Raw genomic sequence first — 16,774 nt, 5'->3', positions numbered from 1 at the left:
TGCTAGATGCAAGTTTTCAGCTTACCTGCTTTGTATACCAATTAGATAGCTAGGGGTATAACTTGAAGTTTCCCTGTCCCCCATGATGACACCCTTGGCGATCGCAGAGCCATAAGGTGAATACGTACTTTATGGGAATCCTAGCTATTTTATAAGGCTTTCTTATATTCTCTATATGGACACATGGGGTTAACCCTGGCTAACATTAAGTATGGTTTAGTCAAATAAAATACTTAATAAACACAAGTAATAAGAGATTAAAAAATCATGCAAGTCTATTTGAACGTGCTTCCTGCTAATAAGGGCGATAGCCAACAGAATGAAGTTATCTTGTTGGACACTCTTACCCGCAGAGATATATTAGGTCAACTGGAGAATGCTCTTAAGTGCCCATCGCAGTACTTTCTGGGCGGTGCTGAGTCCATACAGAGCATTGTGAGCATCTACGATGATGAGAAGAAGTATTTAACCTTAACTGAATATCTCGAACAGAACAATATTGTTGTATCTGAAGGCTCTTTTCATTTACTTGCTACACGTGTAGCAAAAGAGTTTGTTAGAGAATACGGACAAAAGCCTAAAAGAGTCCATAGACCATCCCCTGTAACAGGTAAAAATAACAATAAAGCTTATGGCTATAACAAGGACGAGCTTCACATTATCGACAAAGTACTTGCGGCTATTCCTCATGTGAAGAACCCTAGAAAATAAATCTTATGGGTATCTGCATTCTAGGAGTTACAGGGGGTCTGGGGACTCTACAGCTTTGGGTTCTAATATGCCTCCTTTGGCTCCCTGCGATCGCCTAATCAGCACCTCTAGTAACCTTTGTTTGTTCAGATGCCATCGGGTATCCTTGACCTCAGTTATTTACCAGAATAGACTGAGATAGGTAATATTATATACTAATAAATATAATGCTATATAAATACTTAGACCTTATTGAAAAGCACCCTAAGCGGTTAGCTGCCACAATAGTTGCCATCTCAGGGTTATGTCTTTTAGTGTACATACTGATTCTAATAAGCACACCGAGTACAGATCGATCCAGGATAGAGGAACAAACTCAAGCCCAGGTCAATGATCCGACGGATTATGGGGATGATGAACCCTTTGATAGGGCTAAATGTAAGGTTTATTATGCTGGTCTGTTGTTAGGCGCTAATGTGTTTTGGTTCAAGAATGGAACCAGGGGGACATACGTTATGTTTACTGATAGTGATCGGTTGGTAGATAAACATCAAAACAGAGGTATAAGCATCTGGCTACCTAAAGCGGATTTCCTAAATGTCATAGGTAATGACCTAATGCAACAGATGGAACCAGAAGTGAAGGAGGTATTTGCTAGACGACTAGACAGCGCTAGCTATGCGGCTATAGTTGATGACAGCTTGACTACTAGAGCGATTGGTGCTGTGAATGATTGTGTAAGGTAGTGATGATTTATAACTAAACCCCCGGTTATCTATGGGGATACCGGAGGGGCTAAGTGCTACTAAGGGGACTTAAGCATCATTGAGGTTATCTATATACTCTGCGTCCTCTGTGATATCAAAGGTGATCTGAGGGATTAAAGAGTAGTTGAATAAGTATTTATACTCACCGGGGGTAATAGTGTAGAGATAGGTTTGTTCTAGATTGCTAGTATCTTTTGAACTTTTCTTAAAAGAAGACTGAGATACTAGCAAGTTACTGCTAACCCTCTTTTTCTCCACTTCATAGCCCATCATCCCCAGGATGCCATTAGCGACTACAGTCGGCTTGGTCATATCAACTTTTATACCGAGCCTTCTGATTGCCTCAGCACCGAAGGACTTCATAACCGTCTCAAATCCACCAAGGTCAGACTTAGTAAACTGTCCTTTTTCTATTACTGGGACTAAAGCAGTAACAAAAGCATCCATTGTCTTCTTGTCTTCCTGGGCGAACTTGGCATCATAGACACTTAGTTTTCCATAGTCCTGATAATCCAGCGACCATGAGAGTTTTTTGTCCATTGTTGCAAGCCTATGAACCCTCAGAGCATTCTTACCAACCTTGACATACCAAAGGATGTCCTCAACGGTTAGGTCTTCTTTCTTCATCCCCTTGGCAATAAAAAACCTCTCAAGAGCTAACTTATCTGTCTTAGAAAGAGCCGAATCTTTCAGGGCTTTTAGTTGGCTTACTTCATCCTCAGTTAGTGCAGGGGCATCAATAACCGACTGGGCATTATTTTGCTTAATCTCTTTTTTAGCTACTAGAAGGGCAGAGGTGGTAATGGTTTTACCTAACGTGCCTTTAGCCTCATCAGAAATGATATGTCGGGCCTCGGCTACCATCTGCCAGAACTGAGTACCCCGGTTAAACTTAGATGCCAACTGCTTCTCTAAATACTCCGCTTGGAACTTGGTAGCAGCCTCCATGTCCGGGTGCTTCTTAACCTCAATGCGGATTTCATCGTCTCCCTCACAGCTTTCCTCAACAAAATGCGGATATAAAACCCAGTCAGTATTTAGAGTATTGTTACTTAAGTGGAAAATCTTGTCTCTAACTAAGTCTACATATTCCTTGGTCGGAGCCTTATCATTGATGTAGACATAAACGTTACCCAGAGGATACCTAACCCGCCCAGTTGCTTGTAGACAGTCCGCAGCACCTAAATCTCGTGGGTTATTAAAGATGCCAACTACGTCATGGAAGTATTTGGAGTTAATATCAGTCCCAGTCCCTAATGTTGGACTAGTGATGATTACTTGGTATTTTTGAACTAAAACATTGATGTCGCTTTGGTCATATTGGGACTTGTTATCGGCTGTGAATAAGGCCATAGAAACTTGAGGAAATCTGGCTTTCAGTTGGTTATGTAAAGCCTCAGCATCGCTTTTAGAATCAAGGGGAGCATAGACTGTTTTACCTTCATCAATAGACCTACAGATGCGGCTGTATGCGGCATTAGTATCAGGTAGTTTTACAAAGCTTTTCTGATGTGGTTTATGTTCATTTATGAACACTTGGCAACTATCCGACTTTGTTAAGTACTTCAGTACTTCGGCTTCGGTATTAGTTACTGTGGCACTAGTGGCAATAATGCTGGTAGCCAACTTAGACAGGATTTTTAGCACATCAAAGGTCTCAGTCCTGACTCTGGCAATAGTGGTTTCAGTTGCAGTCAAAAAATAGTTGAATGCCTGGTCTACTTCATCTAAAATCAGGATTCTAGGGTTCTTCGTCCTCACCTTCCAGTTTTCTCCTCTGTACAGGAATCGATCAAGTGAATCGTATGTGGTGATATAGCGCTTAACTTCTGAGGCGTGAGTATAGCCAGCCATTGCTTCCTTATGGTCATAGGTAATAAAACCGAACTCAGTAAGGTCGTGTTCCCACTGACGTACTAGTTGTACTCGGTGACATACGACTTGAATCTGAGCATCTGGAGTAACAGTTAAGATATCTCTGATAGTGTTTACTAGCGCTCTGGTCTTACCTGTACCGATCGCTGATTTGATAATGGTCAATAGCTCCTTCTGATAGTCAATGCCCATCTCTGAGACGTACTGGGAGTTTTTTATAATACTTGTAGGAAATCCTGACACAAGCCCTGATTGCTTGTGTTTATCGATAGCACCCTGGACGTAGTAGGCTAACCCTCTGGGAATATGATGACCTTTGGCCTCCTCTTCATTCCATACCGAATCATCTGATTTTACTTCTGATCCGTACTGAGCTTTTGCCGATTCAAACATCAACTCAACTAACTCTGCGGGGTTCATAGTACCAGTGGTCAACAATGCCCCCATTTTTTGACCTAGAGTAAACATGGTATTTGAGGCTGTACCCTCTGTCCTTGATGAAGCCTTGAGCGCCTTAGTCATCTGAGCTTTTTTGTTAGCTACTTGGTGAGCGCTTAATGGCGCGGGTGCAATAAGGCTTCTATACTCAGCAACTAGCGCCTCTAGGGACTCAATAGAACCAGAGATATTATAGGACGCGCCAGCAGTTGCCTTTAGAGCTTTAGACTTCTTAATGGCATCAGGCGCGGGTGTGGGAAAGTCAGAGAGGTCGTAGCGGCGATCGGTATGCAACTCGACCAACTTAACCATGAAGGGATTCTCTGGGTTCTTCATGTGGTTAAAGCTGGGTAGTCTTAGGACTCTAGGTAAGTCTTTAACCACTAAATCACCTCCTGTCATTTCAGCCAACATAGACTGATAAGGGGTAAATAGCTTGATGTCTTGACCGGGGTTTAAGAACCAGTAGATATGTTTACCATTCTTAGACTGAATGACCGCGCTTGCTGGCGGTAGCTTGTCTAGGTTTTGTGGCTCTACTCCATCTAAATCTATAAATAGAGCATTAATACCAATGATGTTGCTTGCTGTTCTACCCAGTCCGTCAGTCTGGTTAACTGTATAGTAAACGCCAGCACCCTTACTGTTTAGCTCAGCTATGCGGTTCATGGTGGATCTGTTTGCCGAGCCGTGCCAGTTACCCACTAGGAACTTATTGCCACTTTTTGAGTCATCAAAAGTCTGAAAACAAATGTCATTATCCCCATGTACAGCCTCTAGGAGCCTGATCGCGTTCTCGTATTGATTAAGGCTTGACTTAGTATCAATAGGTGAGCTATTATTTGGGTAGTTCATGTTTCTGGTTCCTTGTGTTATTTGAACTGGTTATTTGAATCGTTGGGCATTTAGCCCCGTTGTTTTTACTGTGAATATCAAACTTTGGGCAACTAGCTGTGAACTGGTTGCCCTATTTGGTTTCTGTGGCTAAATAGCCCAATGCAAGTAATCTCATGTACTCAGAGAGGCAATAACCAGCTTGGCTGGCTTTCTGTCTAATAAGCTCCACCTCTTGCTCAGTAGCCCTAAACCTAATATCCCTATCGCGTTTCATATCCTGTATCCCCCATTGTTCCTATCCTTAGACAGTCAACTTTTTCAGTTAACGGTAGAATAGGGGTTCTAGGCTCTGATAACTCCTGAGTTACTCTGTGAAACCTTAAGAAAACCTAAAGATAATGAAATATTCCTATGATTCTAGGGGTGGATAAAGGTACAGCGAAGTACGCCTATGACTCCTTTGCAGAGATATGCGTGAATAGTTGGATTAAGGAGGTCGTAGGGTTTACCTAGAAAGTCCCTAACGGATAACCTGCGTGTTCAGCTAAGACTTTTACCTTTTTCTGTAGCTGATGAACCTGATCCTGAAGCTCTTTAATATCGTTCTGGGTTCTTTCTTGGTCTTCCAAAGACATCCCTGAACTTTCTCTCAGTATACTGAGTATTAACTGATGCTTGCTAATCCCCTTTCCCTGTAGCTGTGCCTTAAGCTGAGAATCTAGGTCATCAGGTAATCTCAGGGTCATATTAGCCATTACGATATCTGTTTTATTTCTTAGCTAGTAATGTACTAATGATACCATGTATGGTATCCTAATGTCATCTCTAACTGGCACATAAAAGGCATAAACTGGCACGTTACGGTTAACCCTTATTACAATCATTTTGGTATTTAATGCTGACCTAAACTACCTGAGTCCAGCCCCAGAAACTTCAGGATAACTAGTAACGAATATGGCACTCTTAAGTAGCAGTGTTATCATAAAGACTGCAAATACTTAAAACTATTTATGATAACCAAGATAATCTCTGGACTGCTGGGGGCGTCCATAGTGCTGTCTAGTAACCTAGTGGATGCTAGAACTATTTGGCTACCCGGAAAGACTAATGGAGGCTCCTGGCTGGCTGTTGAGACAACCCCACAGCCTACTTATGACCCTTCCACAGGTTTAACTTATTTCTCATACAGCATTCAGAATGGTCAAAGGTATAAGACACACCAGGCTAGTACTTGGTATTGCTACCAAGGGATTGTGCAAAAGAATCCTAACTTTAAATATACAAATGGGATTGAGTCTAAAATCCCAGAGTGGTCTGTGGATAGCTTAGAGGTTGGCGGCGAATCTCCCATAGTTACTGCTGACTCTGAAGCATCCCTAAACTTGCTTAAGGCTGTCTGTGCTGTGGTAAACCCATAACTAAAGAACCCGCCAGAATGTTCCGAGGGTTCAGTCATTAGCCATCAGTTGTAACCTTTGGTCATTGTGGGTATTCAGGAAATCAACCAGCTTCTTAGTTACCATTGGCTGTCTGTCTACTCTGGCTGATAAAGTACCGGACTTGGGCAGCCATAGTGAGTCCATTAGTCGCTGAAAGGGTTCTTAGTTGGTGGTAAAGTTCACCATTCAGGGTTACAAGTAATCTCTTGGTTTTCATAGCGGCGCTATCTGGGGGTAAGTCGATATCTGAAGGGTTACAAGGTGAGAAGGCAAAGCCTTATGCGTTTACCTTGGTTCTTCCGGTCTGCCCAAGGCTATTAGTCCACCTGATGGTAAAGTAGCCCGATTGGTCATATTCTTTACCCTTATTAGTCCAGCCCCGATAAACACTACCTGGCTGCCACTCGATGAACTCAGGGTTATCTAGTTCCGGTCTGAAAGACCAGTCATAAACGGCATCCTCGAAGCCTTGTTTGTAAATCAGATATTGGAATCCGTTCTCAAAGGCTAACGAGTCATGCAAGGGATAATCGCGAAAACCGTCACACTCTTGTTGTCCCAAGGTATATAACTGGATGATTTGGGCTAACCTGGGGTCAAGGCTAGCGCCTTCTAGGGTTTCCTGGGAAACCAAGGCTTCCTGTGTGGTCTTAGCTTTGGTCATTGCTTATATATCATAGTGATATACAAACATAGTCAAGTTGACCTTAAAACTCTGGTAGCACTATGTTTCTACTGACGCCTATTTTAGCCAAGAGGTATATCCGGTAACTTGGGGCGGTTAAGCAGATGACCATAAGTTTGCATAACCATTCGGGTGTCTATATGACCGAGTAAGTATGCTACCCCAGTAACTGGAGTGCCTTGGTCTATGGCATGACTAGCAGTTGTGTGCCGAGTAGTATAAGGTCTTCGGTAATCTACGCCGACTTTAGTTAGTACTTTAACCCAATATCTCTCTCGGAAGTTCCCATCATCTATGGGTTTTCCTTTGACCGTAGTAAACACTAAGGAATCCGGGTCATTTTTGGAAGGTTTGATTGACCACAATAAGCCCCGTAACTCTTCAGTCATTTCTAGCTGTCTGCTGCTACCCGTTTTAGTCTCCTTTCTAACCCTCTGATACCCATTACCTGCCCAGTCCCTAGATAGACTTTCTTGGATGATTACAAACCCTTGATCAAAGTCTACATGACACCAACGTAGCCCAATAGCTTCAGATGTCCTAACACCTGTAGCCAGCAGAAACTTAACAAAAGGTGCATAGTGCATGGCGGACTTTTCAAAGCCCTGGATAATCACTTTAATCTCTCTGGAAGTAAAGGGTTTGATTGACTTGGTACACACCCTACGGGTTTTTAGTTCGTCATAGGGATTACTAGTTACCAGATTTCTTGGTAATGCCCAACGATAGCATCTTTTCAAATAACCCAAGCGTTGATTAAAAGTTGAGGCTCCTAAGTTGGATTCGGTCAGCCATAGGGTATCCATCAAATCAGGGTTAGCCTTAAAAATCTGCTGCCTAATAGCCTTGTAATGATGTTGTCGGGTAGCTACTGAAAGGTTAAGGCTGTCTACCCAGTAATCCCATAAGCTTAATAGGGATTTAGGACTTTGATGTTGAATATCAGCGTTAGCTACCCTCGGCTTAGGGGCTAATCGGTAGCGGTCTAATGTCGGGTCAAAGTTTCTGGCTAAGATATCATTTTGAATCTGTGTGGCGATCGCCTGGGCTGTATCTAAATCTCTCTTGTTATCAAATCTACCGCCAGGGACAGGATTAAAACCATAACGTTTACCATTAACACTAAATCTTAACTGAATACTTCCTTGGTTATTCCTAGATGGCTCTATTTTTCTCATTTGCCTTAAACTTGACTTAAGTTTTGCGTTTAAGGCAGATAAAGTCTTATCTAAGCTACATCATTAGCCGTTAGGCTACACCCTTGGTAAGGGTGAGGTCACGAGTTCAATCCTCGTCACGGGCTTTTTATTTAGCAAGGCTTTTAGCCAATTAATTAAAATCTCCTCCAGTAAAGTATGCCATTTTATGCCATCTTCTGAAAGGAGATTTTATTAAGTTATATAAATCGTTAAGTAAATATAGCTAGTGCAGTAGCATCATAGTACAAGTCTCCTGGAAACTAATTAAGTCTTCTTCTAACCCTTTCTATAACCCCATCCTGGTCAAACAGTGGGGTCTTACCAATCCTTTCAAAAGCTACTACTCTCAATTCTCTATCAATAAACTGAAACTATTATCTAATATAGGTTACAGCCATCTTATTAGCTAAAATTCAATGCGATAAAACCCCCATATTTTCAGTCAACTGATATACCAGCCTAGTATCCAGGTAATTTAAGTATAGACATCCCATTGCTGATAAAAATGAGACTGACTAAAATTATTTTACTTACAGCGGATTTCAAGTTGATGAAGTACACGATCTCAGTCTCAAAACCAAGCATAAAGCCAGTTTGACTTCTGAATTCTGACTCCTGAGTTCTGAATTCTGCTGTATGATACTGGCTAGCACATTAGTATACCCAGCAGTAGCTCAAACAAGTAAGCCAGTTAGTTGTAATTTTGATATAGAAGACCTTTCTGAATTAGGTATCTGAGTAGTTATATAGCAACCATTAAAGTTAATTGATGGATAAACAACTTTATCTATATCAGGCAGATAAACAGCATAAAAGTCAAAGTCATTTACTTTATACTTCTTCTGATGAGTACCATTTTTATCTACCCAAATAGTTTTATTGACTACTCTATTATCTCCCGCATATTTAGCTTGTATTTTGTAAAATTTATTGTCTTTGTAAGCAACAAAATCAAAAGGTAAATGCTCACAAACAACTGGTGTGAGAATCAAGTATCCTTTAAGTGTTAGATCAGCGATCGCTTTCGTTGCAGCAATATCGCCTTTGTTCTTAGTATGATGCAGCAATAACGAACCCTCAATCCAGGAAATCATCATATCACTTCATACTGCTTGAGGGTTCATATTGAGTTAAAACGAGCGCGGCAGGGTTCGAACCTGCGGCCGATTGCTTAGAAGGCAATTGCTCTATCCACTGAGCTACGCGCCCAACATAAATTTATGGCTCCCAAAAGAGTCATCTACATTATTATATCGTCTTCAGCTACTAAGAAGCAATCGAAAATTGCAGATTTACCACTAGCAAGGCTAAGATGCTAGTCGCTAGTTAGTTAATCTACACCGAAAACGAAACAGATGGAGTATTGGTTTAGATATATTGAGTCGTCAAAGGGTTATTTGCCTGTTAACGCCACCGTTCTGTGGGCGGCTAGCTTCGGGAAGAACCTAGCGATCGCTAGGTTCATTTCTACAGTATGCTAGGTAATTTCAGCCTTGGCGATGCTGCCAAATGCCATTATATATTCCATATTAAGAGTGCCCCTGTGAGGAGTTATTTGCTAGTGCCATGTTTATTCTCAAACGGCAGGATGTTGAAATATCAAGCATTCAGCACCCAAAAAAAGATCAGCAGGTGCCAATCCTTAGTTATCAAGGGCAGACTTTTCGCTTGATTAGCGTATTCAAAGCTAGTCAAGAGGAAGAAGCTAGAGGCTTATGGAGAGAATTAACGGATAACCGAGGTAAAGCCTGTGTTTTGCTGGAGGAACCGGAACGCTTTAGTGTTTGGGGTAAAATCCGTTTAGAGCAGCTAGATAGTGACACAGGTAGTCATGGCAAAACGGCGATTTTAATCCAAGCCAGTATTTTGCTGTTGCAAGGTGTTTCTATCGATATTGAAGAGTTTTTAGGTGCTAGGCAAGCTGCCTTATTTGAAAAAGATATTGCGGAGGTGTTAAAGCAGAAGCAATTTCCTCAAGCATCCTCCCTAGAAGCAGTTAAATATTTGGTATCTACTAATCCTTTGCCGACAGCCAAAATACCTGATTGGCAAGAAAATCATGTAGTTATCCTGTTACAAGAACTGCATCGATTAGGAAAAGCTTATTTTGGCAACGCTAATTTTACCAAACAAGTGATTTATAAGCTAGAAGATATGCCAAAAGCCGAGCGATCGCTGTTTATCACTTGGCTAAATCAATCGCCACTGGCTAAACTATGGCAGTAGCATGGAAATTTTTTACAAAATTCCTGCCACTGGCACTTGCTTTTGGTGTCCGATTGTGTATTACCTGACATACAGACTGCAAGATATACAGTCCTTTAACTCAAAATACTGCCAGAGTGCATCTACATAGTCAAGTCCTATGAATAACTCTTACGAAAATTCGTTTCTTTCTAAATCAATTTTCACCACTCAGAACATTGTCTTAGCTAATATTGGCTGGGCCGTACTGGCACTGCTATACTTTTTGTTGTTTAGTGCCAAAGTTCCCGGAGCCGATGGCATAGAAAGCCGAGCCGAGTGGTATGTGATTGGCACAAATATTTTTGAAGCTTTAGCTTATTTGGGTGCCAGTATCTTATGCTTGAGGAACTGGCTGAGTCCACAAATCGTCAGTGGGCGAAATGTTTGGCTCTTAATTGGGTTAGGTATGCTTTCCTATTTCGTTGGGGGGATAATTTTCGGCTATACCGAAATAGTTTTAAAAGATGAACCGGATGTATCTGTGGGCGATATATTTTTTGTACTGACTTATCTATTACTTGGTGCAGGCATGATTTTAGCTGTGGCTTCCAGGCGAATCAATCTGGAAAAATGGCAGTGGCTAATTGTGTTAGCAATTGCAGTGTTCGGTAGTTTGTTGGCATGGTGGATTTCTATGCAACAGGAAACACCCTCAGAACTGCTAGTCGCTATTTTGAATTGGTTTTACGTAGTTAGCGATGTAGTTTTGTTAATTATTGCTACCACTCTGCTACTAGCCTTTTGGGGGGGAAGAGTTTCCCAGTCTTGGCGAATGATTGCAGCGGCGGCCTTTTCGCTCTACATTGCAGATATGTGGTTTAAATACGCCCAAGGCCCCAATTATCAAAGTGGAGAGATATTAGAAGTGTTTTGGGTGTTTAGTGGAGTGTTATTTGGCATGGGCGCTGTCTTAGAATATGACGCATCACTAAGACGAACGCGGCGTACCAGTGGACGTAAACGAGCTTAGTAAGGATTTTTGGTATCTACCGTGAGAAAACTAACAGACTCTGACAAGCAAGAAATTCTTAAGTTATATCGAGAGACTGCCGAAACAACCTCAACTTTGGCAGACCGCTATGGTGTGAGTAACTCGACGATTAGTCGCCTACTCAAAAGCACTTTGCCAGAAGATGAGTATGAATACTTAGTCTCTTTAAAGCGGGCTGCGAGAACTCCTGAAGGAAGGGCACAGGTAAGCTACGAGCAGTTACCGCTGCTGAGTCAACCAGAACCAGAGCCGGAGATAGAAGTTCCACTCAGCGAAAGCCCACCTGTGGAAGTGCCGAAAGTTGAGGCACTTCCACGTAAGATAATTCGTGTAGAGCAGGAACTTTACTCAGAGGAAATGGCGGAGTCAATTGCTGCTAGTAGACGAGTGCGGCGACGCCCCTCGGCAACAGAAAAACCCAAACTCCGAGTTACAGAGAAATTAGAAACTCCAGAGCCAAAGCCGCCGGAAATAGTCAACATCCCTATCCCACCGCTAAAGAATGAACATCCAGGAGCGGCCGTCATCGCGCACATGCTGGGCGAAGATTTGCTTGACGAATCTGAGGATTTGGATGATTTAGAAGATGATGATTTAGAAGATGATGACTTTGAGGAAGAAGACTTTGATGATGATGACCTGGATGAGCAAAGACCTTTAGTTACAAGAAGAAGACCAGGTGAAGCATCAGTTGAAGTTTTACCACTGTCGGTAGCCAATTTGCCCAAAACTTGCTATTTGGTAATTGACCGTTCCTCAGAATTAATTACGCGACCTTTGAAGGACTTTGGTGACTTGGGACAAATTCCTAGCCTAGAAACCCAGCAAAGAACTCTGCCGGTGTTTGATAACCATCGCGTCGCCAAGCGTTTTTCTACTAAACGCGATCGCGTGATTAAAGTTCCAGATAGTAAAATGCTCCATAAGGCTCGTACTCATCTACAAGCTAAGGGCATCACGCGACTGCTGATCGATGGTCAGGTCTATTCGTTGTCTACGGTTTAGGAGTTAGCAGTTAGAGTAGAGCATCGATTCAGTAATTAAAAACAGGGCTGTTTCATCTTTGCATCCATGATTTTGCATCCCCTAGATAGTTGTAATTTTACATCTTTTAGGGATCGAAACAGCCCTGCCCTACTTACTTTTACCCTAGCCTGCGCCCTATAGCTTCATGCATGAAAAAAGCGCCCTCTGCCCATCAACTGCTGTTCGGTCTGGACTGGGGACGGGATACTGGATAGAACAACAACAGCTATGATATTGATTTCCCTTCAATAGATATTTTTGATCCAGACTATAACGTTCCACTGCCTGATACCCGGATTTATCCGTGGGGAATGCGTTACAGGTATTCCACTCTGCCTTTCATCTCTTCAAGCGTAGCAACTTCATAGAGGAGCATCAGCATCCGAACGATATAGCCAATTGATTTCACATTTTTTTGACAGTAAGCAATTCTACTATGATCAGTTCTCTGACTGTTGAAAATCAAAAAATCATCATCGTGAGTTACCAATATGCGAGCCTGGGTTCTAGCAAAGTCTAACTGTACTGTATCGCTCTCTGCCAGGAGATTTATCTGTTGTGAGGTTGTCACATCGATGCCTGCTCGTCTCAATGCAAATGCAATAGCCGGATCAACATTCTCATCCAAGTGGAAGCGAATGCGTTCAGGCATAATCTCTCATGGAATTAAGTTTCTCCTGCAACAGCGAGGGATGCTTTAACCGTTCCGCTTCGGCAAAAGCTTCAGCTTCAGCAGTCCGCCGGTCAATGTCTTGGCGATGGTCATAGTAAAACGCAATCGCTGCATAAATTGCTGCCAGCGACAACTGATATTTACCAGCAATTTCTTCCAACGACTGCCCCATTCGCAAATACATGATGGCAACATCTGCCACCGTGATTCTCGTTCCCGCAATCCTCGGCTTTCCGCTCCGCACTCCCGGAGTAATTTCAATATGCCGATTCAAGGTGATTTCCATATCGACTTGTTCACAACAACAGCCCCATTTTAATTCTAAAGAATAACTCTATAGCTACCATGAACTCTAAACCATTCCGAAACTGGATATTTACTCTGCACCGCTACATTGGTTTAGCAGTGTTTATCTTGACCAGCACAGTGGTAAGGTACAGGTATCTACGATCGCGACTGCATCATTAGGCGATCGCGTCCTCAATTCCTTTAACGATTTGCACTACGGGACTTTCTGGGGATTGCCATCTCGGATTTTCTACGTCTTTGTTGGACTTGCACCGTTAATTTTATTCATTACTGGCTTTGTGATGTGGAGGCATCGCTATCGAGCAAAATCTACTACAGGATTTATTAAACGCTCCGTTTTAAAATAATTACAACAAAAAAGCGCCCCCCATTACTGGAGGGCGCTTTTTATTTAGCTAATACTGAAGTATTAACCGTTGATTGCAGGAGCAGTCAAAGCAACAGGAGCAACTTCACCAGCAGCTAAGTCTAGGGGGAAGTTGTGAGCGTTACGCTCGTGCATTACTTCCATACCCAAGTTAGCGCGGTTGATTACATCTGCCCAGGTGCTGATGACGCGACCTTGGGAGTCAATGATTGATTGGTTGAAGTTGAAACCGTTCAAGTTGAATGCCATCGTACTGATACCCAAAGCGGTGAACCAGATACCGACGACAGGCCAAGCTGCTAAGAAGAAGTGCAGTGAACGGCTGTTGTTGAAGGAAGCGTATTGGAAGATTAAACGACCGAAGTAGCCGTGGGCTGCAACGATGTTGTAGGTTTCTTCTTCTTGACCGAATTTGTAACCGTAGTTAAGGGATTCGGTTTCGGTGGTTTCACGCACCAAGGAAGAAGTTACTAGACTTCCGTGCATTGCAGAGAACAATGAACCCCCGAATACACCAGCCACACCTAACATGTGGAAGGGGTGCATCAAGATGTTATGTTCTGCTTGGAACACAATCATGAAATTGAAGGTTCCAGAAATACCCAAAGGCATACCATCAGAGAATGAACCTTGACCGATTGGGTAGATCAAGAATACTGCGGTAGCGGAAGCCAAAGGTGCGCTGTAAGCTACGCAGATCCAAGGACGCATACCTAAGCGGTAAGAAAGTTCCCACTGACGACCCAGGTAGGCAGCGCAACCGATCAAGAAGTGGAAAACTACCAACTGGTAAGGACCACCGTTGTACAACCACTCATCTAAGGAAGCAGCTTCCCAGATTGGGTAGAAGTGCAAGCCGATGGCGTTTGAAGAAGGAACAACTGCACCAGAGATGATGTTGTTTCCGTAGATCAAAGAACCTGCAACTGGTTCGCGAATGCCATCAATGTCCACAGGAGGAGCAGCGATGAAAGCAATTACAAAGCAGGTTGTAGCAGCTAGTAGGGTTGGGATCATGAGTACACCAAACCAACCGATGTATATGCGGTTGTCTGTGCTGGTGATCCACTCGCAAAAGCGATCCCATACGTTAGCGCCGGAGCGCCGTTGTAAGGTTGTGGTCATGGTTTTATAAGTGCTATGGGTTGTTAAATATGGAACAAGCGGTTTTATTTTCGCCTGTTGAAATATAGTCTACATGAATTTACTTGGACGCAATCTATGACTTAACATTCTGTAATCTAATTCTTTAACAAGCTCATCGAACTGTAAAGTTTTCCTACTATTAACAATAGTGATAAAAGTAATGGATTGAGGCTTTTTAAGCCATTTCAACACCAAAGTAGCTATCACTTTCAATGATGCGATCGCCTAGTTACTTTCCTTTACACTTCTTTACAATTAGCTGATGGGACAAATTGCAAGTCTTGCTGATTTGTAACGAGATAATAAATTCTATAGCAGTCCTAAATCATTTGTGAAATATTTTTGGAGTTGGCTGTCATAAGTCATTTGTCCTTTGTAATCACAAATGAGGAATGACTTATGACTCTTGACGACCATAACAAAAATTTTTGCAATCTCATTTAGGATTGCTATATGTTGTCTGATGGTTCAGTTAAAAATCAAAGTAGATGTAGGGCAAACTGCCTTCAGGAGCTAATAACCAAACAGCGTAGAAACATAAAGGGACGAATACAAGCTTCACAGGCCAGTTAAACTCTAAGTTCAGGATTCGATTGAAGGCATAGACTATAGACATAAGGGCAGCTAAACCTAGAAGTACCCAAGCGAGTTGGGATTGGCTCATATTTAAGGCTTCCACATAGACTTTTTCAGCAAACTGGGCGTCAGCCGGATAACCCCAAAGATGCCGAATTACCAAAGAAGAGTCTTGGAGATTAGGTAGACGGAACCAAATCCAAGAGGTAAAAACCATCAGTTGAGTTAAGAACCAAGCAACAAAGATACCCAGAGGATTTTGCCAGAATTGTTTTAAATTTTCATAGCGATCGCTTATAGAATCTGTAAGTCGATGAACCACCAAAGCTAATCCGTGGAGTATACCCCAAACAACATAACCCAAAGCAGCACCGTGCCAGATACCAGCAATTAGCATCACAATAAATAAATTCCAGCAGGTACGGACTAAACCCCGACGAGAACCACCCAAAGGGAAGTAGACATAGTTACGTAACCAATCTCCTAGAGTAATATGCCAGCGCCGCCAAAATTCGGAAATATTGGTGCTGAAATAAGGAAAGTCGAAATTTTCAGGTAGAACCAAGCCAAAAAGCATAGCACTACCACGGGCAATGTCTACGTAACCGTTGAAATCTAGATATAACTGCAAGCCATAAGCGAATGTAGCTAACCACAAATCGGTACTACCCGCCCGTTGCAAATTACCGAAACATAAATCTACGAAAATTCCCAAGTGGTCTGCAAAAATACCTTTTTTGACTGCGCCCCTAGCAATCAACCACAGCGCTTGGGCTACTCTATTAGTACTGGGTAATTCTAGTGTATTAAATTGATTTGCTAAATTGTGGTAGCGCGTAATCGGCCCTGAAATTAGTTTTGCGAAGAATAATTTGTATGTAGCAAATTTGAGAAAATTATCAGTAGCAGGGGCACCACGATAGACATCTATTAAATAAGCAATACATTCAAAGGTGAAAAATGAAATTCCCAAGGGTGCAATTAATTTAAAAGAGCTATCTGATAAGTTTGTTTGTGCATGAAAAACAAACTTGAATAAAGGGGTAAAATACTTAAAAGCTAATAACAGTAAAACATTTAGAATTATACCCACCGACAAAACCTTTAGACGGCGACGATTCCAATCAACTTGAGCAAATTGCCAAGATTCATTAGAAATTTGCCAGTCAAGAGAATGTTTTCCTGGTGATGTATTGTTCCCAATTTCCAGTCCTACACGGAAATTAATAAACGTCAATGCTAATAGTAATGGAATGTATTGGATGTGCAAAGATGCATAGAAAACCAAACTGGCAATTAGCAGCGTCCACAATCGCAATTTATGTTGTGCTAAAGACCAATAAATTCCTAACACACTCAACAAGAACAGCCCATAGAAAATTGATATAAAGTTCATTTTTTAGTCATTTGTCATTCGTCATTTGTCATTGGTCATTGGGCATTGGGCATTGGGCATTGGGCATTGGAGACTGGTTATTAATTCTTCTCCCCCTGCTTCCCCTGCTTCCC

The 16,774-nt window shown here is 42.2% G+C and carries 16 protein-coding genes and 1 tRNA gene; 7 read left to right on the top strand and 10 right to left on the bottom strand.

What is annotated here, in order from left to right; translation table 11 throughout:
- Window positions 1-267 precede the first annotated feature (267 nt).
- Both HWQ58_RS24645 and HWQ58_RS24640 read left to right on the top strand, forming a co-directional pair.
- Window positions 268-711, top strand: a complete 444-nt coding sequence (locus HWQ58_RS24645) for a hypothetical protein (RefSeq protein WP_292868467.1) — start codon at window positions 268-270, stop codon at window positions 709-711.
- 494 nt (window positions 712-1,205) lie between these two features.
- The gene (locus HWQ58_RS24640) at window positions 1,206-1,436 is read left to right on the top strand and encodes a hypothetical protein (protein ID WP_292868464.1); all 231 of its coding nucleotides are present in this window, start codon (window positions 1,206-1,208) and stop codon (window positions 1,434-1,436) included.
- Window positions 1,437-1,505: 69 nt separating this feature from the next.
- Here HWQ58_RS24640 and HWQ58_RS24635 read toward each other — a convergent pair whose 3' ends face one another.
- Complete coding sequence (locus HWQ58_RS24635; RefSeq protein ID WP_292868461.1) at window positions 1,506-4,625, bottom strand: plasmid replication protein, CyRepA1 family; 3,120 nt, start codon at window positions 4,623-4,625, stop codon at window positions 1,506-1,508.
- Between the two features lie 491 nt (window positions 4,626-5,116).
- Window positions 5,117-5,362: a hypothetical protein gene (locus tag HWQ58_RS24630; RefSeq protein WP_292868458.1), complete on the bottom strand. Its 246-nt coding sequence runs from the start codon at window positions 5,360-5,362 to the stop codon at window positions 5,117-5,119.
- Between the two features lie 255 nt (window positions 5,363-5,617).
- On the opposite strand from HWQ58_RS24630, the gene HWQ58_RS24625 reads away from it, so the two are divergent.
- Window positions 5,618-6,025 carry a hypothetical protein gene (locus HWQ58_RS24625; protein WP_292868455.1) on the top strand — a complete coding sequence of 136 codons (408 nt, stop codon included), beginning with the start codon at window positions 5,618-5,620 and terminating at the stop codon, window positions 6,023-6,025.
- 298 nt (window positions 6,026-6,323) lie between these two features.
- On the opposite strand, the gene HWQ58_RS24620 is transcribed toward HWQ58_RS24625, so the two are convergent.
- From HWQ58_RS24620 to HWQ58_RS24605, 4 genes are all read right to left on the bottom strand, one after another.
- Complete coding sequence (locus HWQ58_RS24620) at window positions 6,324-6,710, bottom strand: hypothetical protein (protein WP_292868452.1); 387 nt, start codon at window positions 6,708-6,710, stop codon at window positions 6,324-6,326.
- A gap of 83 nt (window positions 6,711-6,793) precedes the next feature.
- Complete coding sequence (locus HWQ58_RS24615; RefSeq protein WP_292868449.1) at window positions 6,794-7,909, bottom strand: site-specific integrase; 1,116 nt, start codon at window positions 7,907-7,909, stop codon at window positions 6,794-6,796.
- A 695-nt stretch (window positions 7,910-8,604) separates the two neighbouring features.
- Window positions 8,605-9,027, bottom strand: coding sequence for a group I intron-associated PD-(D/E)XK endonuclease (locus HWQ58_RS24610; RefSeq protein WP_366838556.1), 423 nt, complete (start codon window positions 9,025-9,027; stop codon window positions 8,605-8,607).
- A gap of 39 nt (window positions 9,028-9,066) precedes the next feature.
- Window positions 9,067-9,139, bottom strand: a tRNA-Arg gene (locus HWQ58_RS24605).
- A gap of 357 nt (window positions 9,140-9,496) precedes the next feature.
- Here HWQ58_RS24605 and HWQ58_RS24600 point away from each other — a divergent pair.
- The 3 genes from HWQ58_RS24600 to HWQ58_RS24590 all read left to right on the top strand — a co-directional run bounded on the left by HWQ58_RS24600 (window position 9,497) and on the right by HWQ58_RS24590 (window position 12,173).
- On the top strand, window positions 9,497-10,156 hold the full coding sequence (locus HWQ58_RS24600) for an Npun_F0813 family protein (RefSeq protein WP_292868446.1): 660 nt from the start codon (window positions 9,497-9,499) through the stop codon (window positions 10,154-10,156).
- A gap of 139 nt (window positions 10,157-10,295) precedes the next feature.
- Window positions 10,296-11,147 carry a hypothetical protein gene (locus HWQ58_RS24595; RefSeq protein WP_104908316.1) on the top strand — a complete coding sequence of 284 codons (852 nt, stop codon included), beginning with the start codon at window positions 10,296-10,298 and terminating at the stop codon, window positions 11,145-11,147.
- Window positions 11,148-11,168: 21 nt separating this feature from the next.
- On the top strand, window positions 11,169-12,173 hold the full coding sequence (locus HWQ58_RS24590; protein WP_292868443.1) for a transposase: 1,005 nt from the start codon (window positions 11,169-11,171) through the stop codon (window positions 12,171-12,173).
- A gap of 337 nt (window positions 12,174-12,510) precedes the next feature.
- Here the strand turns inward: HWQ58_RS24590 and HWQ58_RS24585 are convergent, their stop codons facing one another.
- Both HWQ58_RS24585 and HWQ58_RS24580 read right to left on the bottom strand, forming a co-directional pair.
- Window positions 12,511-12,846 (bottom strand): DUF5615 family PIN-like protein, encoded by a 336-nt coding sequence (locus HWQ58_RS24585; RefSeq protein ID WP_292868440.1) that lies wholly within the window; start codon window positions 12,844-12,846, stop codon window positions 12,511-12,513.
- The gene (locus tag HWQ58_RS24580) at window positions 12,839-13,141 is read right to left on the bottom strand and encodes a DUF433 domain-containing protein (protein WP_366838553.1); all 303 of its coding nucleotides are present in this window, start codon (window positions 13,139-13,141) and stop codon (window positions 12,839-12,841) included. The genes HWQ58_RS24585 and HWQ58_RS24580 overlap by 8 nt, the downstream gene beginning before the upstream one ends.
- 85 nt (window positions 13,142-13,226) lie before the next feature.
- Here HWQ58_RS24580 and HWQ58_RS24575 point away from each other — a divergent pair, with 85 nt between their 5' ends.
- Window positions 13,227-13,523 carry a PepSY-associated TM helix domain-containing protein gene (locus tag HWQ58_RS24575; RefSeq protein ID WP_366838564.1) on the top strand — a complete coding sequence of 99 codons (297 nt, stop codon included), beginning with the start codon at window positions 13,227-13,229 and terminating at the stop codon, window positions 13,521-13,523.
- Window positions 13,524-13,585: 62 nt separating this feature from the next.
- Here the strand turns inward: HWQ58_RS24575 and psbA are convergent, their stop codons facing one another.
- Window positions 13,586-14,668 carry a photosystem II q(b) protein gene (psbA, locus tag HWQ58_RS24570; RefSeq protein ID WP_292868434.1) on the bottom strand — a complete coding sequence of 361 codons (1,083 nt, stop codon included), beginning with the start codon at window positions 14,666-14,668 and terminating at the stop codon, window positions 13,586-13,588.
- 493 nt (window positions 14,669-15,161) lie between these two features.
- Window positions 15,162-16,661, bottom strand: a complete 1,500-nt coding sequence (locus HWQ58_RS24565; RefSeq protein WP_292868431.1) for an MBOAT family protein — start codon at window positions 16,659-16,661, stop codon at window positions 15,162-15,164.
- Window positions 16,662-16,774: the final 113 nt, after the last annotated feature.

The organism is Nostoc sp. LPT, from assembly GCF_017115165.1.
Lineage (GTDB): Bacteria > Cyanobacteriota > Cyanobacteriia > Cyanobacteriales > Nostocaceae > Nostoc.
Note: the sequence above shows the minus strand (reverse complement) of the source record. Positions and strands in the feature narration are given on the sequence as shown.